Below are 499 nucleotides of genomic sequence, written 5' to 3'. Positions count from 1 at the left end.
GCTGAAGATATACAAGAAGCCTTAAAAGATCTACTTGGCGGAACTATAGAGAGCATGCTTAAGGCGGAGCTAGATAATCACTTAGGGTATGAACCTTATGAAAGAACTGAATCTAGTAATTCACGTAACGGTAGTAAGCCTAAAATGGTTAGAAGCCAATATGGTGAATTTGAAATTGATGTACCACAAGACCGCGAAAATACTTTTGAGCCACAGTTAGTAAAAAAAAGACAAAAAGACATTTCAAGTATCGAACAAAAAATAATTTCTATGTATGCTAGAGGGCTATCAACTCGTCAAATCTCAGATCAAATTGATGATATATATGGATTTGAAGTTAGCGAAGGTATGGTCTCTGATATAACCGATAGGTTACTTCCTGAAATAAAAGATTGGCAACAGCGTCCGCTGAGTGAGGTTTATCCTATAATATTTATTGATGCTGTTCATTTTTCGGTGAGAGATAATCATGTAATTAAAAAACTAGCAGCGTATATTA

The 499-nt window shown here is 35.1% G+C and carries 1 protein-coding gene; it reads left to right on the top strand.

The window, feature by feature from the left end; translation table 11 throughout:
• The coding region (locus K0040_RS20000; RefSeq protein WP_228110439.1) for an IS256 family transposase at nt 1-499 on the top strand (499 nt) is incomplete at both ends.

It is taken from the genome of Terrisporobacter petrolearius, assembly GCF_020748185.1.
In the GTDB taxonomy this organism is placed as follows: Bacteria; Bacillota; Clostridia; order Peptostreptococcales; family Peptostreptococcaceae; genus Terrisporobacter; species Terrisporobacter petrolearius.
The sequence above is the reverse complement of the archived record's forward strand: the minus strand, read 5'-3'. Positions and strand labels throughout refer to the sequence as shown.